This is a genomic window from Plantactinospora sp. ZYX-F-223 (assembly GCF_039649625.1).
GTDB lineage: Bacteria > Actinomycetota > Actinomycetes > Mycobacteriales > Micromonosporaceae > Plantactinospora.
On sequence record NZ_JBDJAV010000118.1, the window covers coordinates 1 to 5059 of the forward strand.

4 protein-coding genes are annotated in these 5059 nt (G+C 72.5%); 2 read left to right on the forward strand and 2 right to left on the reverse strand.

The annotated features are described in order from the left end of the window. Window positions 1-24: 24 nt before the first annotated feature. Together AAH979_RS42405 and AAH979_RS42410 are read right to left on the reverse strand one after the other, a co-directional pair. On the reverse strand, window positions 25-2289 hold the full coding sequence (locus AAH979_RS42405; protein ID WP_346263763.1) for an MMPL family transporter: 2265 nt from the start codon (window positions 2287-2289) through the stop codon (window positions 25-27). Beyond that, window positions 2286-2867, reverse strand: a complete 582-nt coding sequence (locus tag AAH979_RS42410) for a DUF1772 domain-containing protein (RefSeq protein WP_346263764.1) — start codon at window positions 2865-2867, stop codon at window positions 2286-2288. The genes AAH979_RS42405 and AAH979_RS42410 overlap by 4 nt, the downstream gene beginning before the upstream one ends. Window positions 2868-3127: 260 nt before the next feature. On the opposite strand from AAH979_RS42410, the gene AAH979_RS42415 reads away from it, so the two are divergent. Further along, window positions 3128-4309, forward strand: a complete 1182-nt coding sequence (locus AAH979_RS42415; RefSeq protein ID WP_346263765.1) for a histidine kinase — start codon at window positions 3128-3130, stop codon at window positions 4307-4309. Then, complete coding sequence (locus AAH979_RS42420) at window positions 4306-4980, forward strand: response regulator transcription factor (RefSeq protein WP_346263766.1); 675 nt, start codon at window positions 4306-4308, stop codon at window positions 4978-4980. Before AAH979_RS42415 ends, AAH979_RS42420 begins: the two co-directional genes overlap by 4 nt. The last annotated feature ends 79 nt before the right edge of the window (window positions 4981-5059 follow it).

Below are 5059 nucleotides of genomic sequence, written 5' to 3' on the forward strand. Positions count from 1 at the left end.
AGCGTCTCCAGCCCCGGCAGCCCGTCAGGTGCTGGCTGCGCCGGCCGCTGCCTCGGCGGTGTCGTCGTCCCTGGACCGCACCGTCGGACCAGCCCGGTCCGCCTCGCGGAACAGTCGGTGTGGCCACCACAGGTACCGGCCGACGTCCAGGCTCAGTGCGGGTACCAGTACGGACCGGACGATGACGGTGTCCAGCAGGATGCCGAAGGCCACCGCGAAGCCGAGCTGGACGATCATCGTCAGCGGTAGTGTGGTCAGCACGGCGAAGGTACCGGCGAGCACCAGGCCGGCGGAGGTGATCACCCCGCCGGTCGCGGCCAGCCCGATCAGGGTCGCCCGCCGGGTGCCGTGCCGGACGGTCTCCTCGCGTACCCGGGTCATCAGGAAGATGTTGTAGTCGACGCCGAGCGCGACGAGGAAGACGAACAGGTAGAGCGGCAGTGAACTGTCCTCGCCGGTGAACCCGAAGACGTGCCGGAACACCAGTACGCTGGCGCCGAGCGCCGCGCCGAACGAGAGCACCACGGTGCCGACCAGCAGCAGTGGTGCCACCAGTGATCGCAGCAGTAGCACCAGGATGGCGAAGACCACCGCGAAGACGATCGGTACCAGGAGGTTCCGGTCGCTCCGGGCGGTCCGCTGCACGTCAAGCCGGATCGCGGTCTCCCCGCCGACGAGCGCCTGCGCCTCGGGTACCGCACGCAGCGCCGCGCGCACCCGGTCGACCGTGTCGTACGCCGGGCGGCTGTCGGCGGGATCGGTCAGCGTCGCCTCCAGGTACGCCTGCCCGGCGCGCAGCTCTGTTGGAGTCAGCGACCCGGGATCCACCCCGGGTACGGCGGCAAGTGTCGCCCGTACCCGCTCCGCCCGGCCGGGGTGGCTGACCACCGCGATCGGGGTGCCGACGCCGGCCGCGAAGTGCCGGGCCAACACCTGTGCGCCGCGTTCCGATTCGTGGCTGCCCCGGAACGACTCCGACGAGGTCAGGCCGGTCGCGTCGAGCTGAATGGTGCCCAGGGCCAGCGCACCGAGCGCGAGGCTGGTCGCCAGCCACGTCACCCGGGGCCGGCGGGCGATCACCCGCCCGATCCGGGTCCACCAGTCGATCGTGCCGGCCCGGGTCTGCGCGCGGACGTCGGCTACCGGGCCGGACCGCGCCGTCGCCGCGCCAGCCCCGGTCGACGGGACGGCATCCACCTCGACGTCCGAGCCGCCGTACCGCGGCCGGACCGGCCAGAAGACCCAGCGGCCGCACCGGACCAGCAGAGCCGGGAACGCGGTCAGCATCACCACCAGTCCGGTCAGCACGCCGACGGCCAGTACCGGGCCGAGTCCCCGGGTCCAGCTCAGCTCGGCGAGCAGCAGACACGACATGGCGGCGGCCGCGGTACCGGCACTGGCCAGGAGGGCCGGCGCGGACCGGCGCAGCGCGAATCCCATCGCGTCGTGCCGGTCCCGATGGCGGCGCAATTCCTCGCGGTAGCGGGCGATCAGCAGTAGTCCATAGTCGGTGGCCGCGCCGAAGACGAGGATGGTCAGGATCGCGCCGCTGTCCGCGGTGACGGTCAACTGTGCGTACCGGGCGAGCAGGTAGACCACCGCCTGCGCGGCGATCAGCGCCAGGCCGGCGCAGAGTACCGGCAGCAGCCACAACACCGGGCTGCGGTAAGTGACCAGCAGGATCAGCACGACGACGGCGACGGTGGCCAGTAACAGGCGGCCGTCGAAACCGCTGACCGCCGCGCTCTGGTCGGCGAGCGAGCCGGCGGCACCGGCGACGTACACGCTCATTCCCGCCGCGTCCTGCCGCGCGGTCTGCCGGACCGTGCCGACCGCGTCCGCGACCCCGTCGAAGGGGTCCGGGCCGAGATCGAGCGGCACGACGAGTCGGGCGGCGGTACCGTCGCGGGCCAGGGTGGGGCCGAGCACCGTACCCCCGAGGTCGGTCCGTCGGGCGAAGGCCCGCGCGTCGGCGGCGACCTTTTCGCGATCGGTTTCGGTCAGCCCGGTCGGCCGGGTGTAGACGACGACCGCCGGCAGCGGCCCGTCGGACGCGGTCGAGGTCTGGATCCGCAGCACCCGGGCGGACTCGGCGCCGGCCGGCAGGGACGAACCGGAGTCGTCGTCCTGCACCGAGCCCAACCGGCCGGCGAGGCCGGCGGCCACCACCGCCGCGACCAGCCAGAATCCCAACATCACCCAACTGGTACGCCGCCCCGTGACCAGCCCGACCACCGCCCGGCCGGCCGACCCGCGCCGCGCAGGCCGCTCGACGGTCGGCACCGTCACCGCCGCCGCTCCGGCTGCGTGTGCCGCCCGGCGGCGATGGCCGTGGCGCGGTCGACGATGAGCAGCAGCAGGACGAAGGCGGTCAGCGCGGTGCAGGTGCGGAGATAGTTCAGCAGCTCCCAGCGTTGCAGGATCGCCGCGTGGTCGGCGGGAACCGAGCCGGCGAGCCACTCCCTGATCTGGCGGTTGATCGGCACGTTGCCGAGCCGGGTGACCAGGAACGTGGTCAGGGTCAGCAGGCTGGCTCCGGCGGCGAGCATCCGTGGCGTGTTGCGGAACAGGACGGCCAGGACCAGTGTGCTGAGGAAGGCTACGCCCATCGTCGACTGCATCACCGGGCCGTTCATCCGCATCAGGGCGGTGTGGAAGGTCAGCCGTACCTCGAGCGGGACGGACTGGAACGCCTGCACGACGTTGACCGCCCCGTAGCAGAACGCACCGGCGAGCAGGCCGCTGGAGAGCAGCGCGAGCCCACGGACGACCCGGACCGTGCCGCCGGGCGCCCCGGCCCGGGCGCCGTCGGGCACGTCGGCCCCGCCGCCCTGAAGTCGGGTGCGCTGAGCAGGTGTGCTGGTCATGGTCTCCTCCTCGACTCGCCTGGCGGTCGCGCCGACGCACGGTCGACGTGCCGTCCGGCAGCGTCGGCAACCGGCCGGGGTGCCGGCGCCACACCTGTCGACGATGCCGTCCGGACCGGGTCCCGGTCGTCCGTCCAGCGCGGACAACCGCCACTGCCGACGGTGACGCAGGCCGGTAGAGGAGTACGCCCCGGGCGGTAGTACCCGGCTACATCCCCGGCCCGACGCGGTGTGCGGCGACGGTCGTCTACCGTTCGGGGATGCGCGACGGAAGCAGGCGCGGATGGTGGCGCGGCACGGCGACGACACAGCGGGACTGGCTGGTCGCCGCCGGTGTCGCGGTACTGGTGCTGCTCGGCGCCCGGACCGCACCGCCCGGCCGGGTGGATCTCGACCTGGGCGGCTACCTCCTGCTGCTGCTCGCGGCCGCGACGCTGGCGTTCCGGCACCGGTCACCCCGGCTGGTGCTCGGTGTCGCCACCGCCTGCCTGCTCGGTTACCAGCTCCGCGGCTATCCCGGGGTCATCCCCGCCGTACCGGTGCTGTTCGTGCTGTACGCGGCGGTCCGTGCCGGGCACCGCCGGGCGGCGTTTGTCGCCCTCGGGGCCGTCCTGGTCGGTGGCTTCGCCGGTGAGGTGGCCCTCGGCGGTGGTGCCGAGTCGCCTCCCGACGTCTTCCAGCGGTGGTTCCTGCTCGTCGGCTGGATGGTTGCGGCCTGTACTCTCGCCGAGGTGGCCCGGCACCGCCAGGCGTACCTGGAAGAGGTGGAGCAGCGGGCGGCCGACGCGGAACGGACCCGTGAGGAGACCGCCCGCCGCCGCGCCGACGAGGAGCGGCTGCGGATCGCCCGCGAACTGCACGACTCGTTGACACACAGCATCTCGATCATCAAAGTGCAGGCCGGTGTCGCCGTGCACCTGGCCCGCAAGCGCGACGAGCCGATTCCCGACGCGCTGCTCGCCATCCAGCAGGCCAGCGGCGAGGCGATCCGGGAACTGCGGGCCACCCTCGAGGTGCTGCGCAGCGACGACGACAATCCCGGAACCGGTCTGGACCGGCTGGAACACCTGGTCGGCGGGGCCCGCCGGGCAGGTCTGCCGGTCACCGTACGGATCACGGGGCAGCCGCGTACCCTGCCCGCCCCGGTCGACCGGGCCGCGTACCGGATCATCCAGGAGGCGTTGACCAACGTCGCCCGGCATGCCGGACCGGCCACCGCCGCGATCGAACTCGACTACCGTGCCGAGTCGCTGACCGTACGGGTCGACGACGACGGGAGCGGCAACGGAAGCGGTAACGGCGGGTCGGATGCGGTGCCCGGCGTTGGCCTGGTCGGCATGCGGGAGCGGGTGGCGGCCCTCGGTGGCTCACTGCACGCCGGGCCACGCGACGGCGGTGGTTTCGCCGTCCGGGCCGATCTGCCGTGCGGAGCGGCCGCGTGATCCGGGTGCTGCTCGCCGACGACCAGGCGCTGATCCGTGCCGGGTTCCGTGCGCTGCTTGCCGCCGAGGACGACATCGAAGTGGTCGCCGAGGCTGCTGACGGTGAACAGGCGGTCAGGCTCGCCGTGCAGCATGTGCCGGACGTCGCCCTGGTCGACATCCAGATGCCAGTGCTCGACGGTATCCAGGCGACCCGGCAGATGGTCGCCGATCCCCGGCTGACCGGTACCCGGGTGGTGATGCTGACCAACTACGGCCTCGACGAGTACGTCTACACCGCGCTGCGGGCCGGCGCCAGTGGCTTCCTGGTGAAGGACACGGAGCCGGAGGACCTGCTGCACGGCGTACGCGTCGCCGCCCGGGGCGACGCGCTGCTGTCACCCACCATCACCCGCCGGCTGATCGACGAATACGTCGCCCGACCGCCGCAGGGGCAGCTCTCGTCCGCGCTGGACGTGCTGACCAACCGGGAACGTGAGGTGGTGGCGCTGGCCGCGCGAGGTATGTCCAACGATGAGATCGCCGCGCAGATGGTGATCAGTCTGGCCACTGCCAAGACCCATGTCAGCCGGGCCATGACCAAGCTCCGGGCGCGCGACCGGGCCCAGCTTGTGGTGCTCGCCTACGAGTCCGGCCTGGTCACACCAGCTCGCCGCCCGGACACCCAGTAGCTGGGTGCTATCCGCCCGCCTGCGAACCGCGTCCCGGCTGTCCGGTTCGATTTCATGATCGAGTCGGTTCGGTGGAATG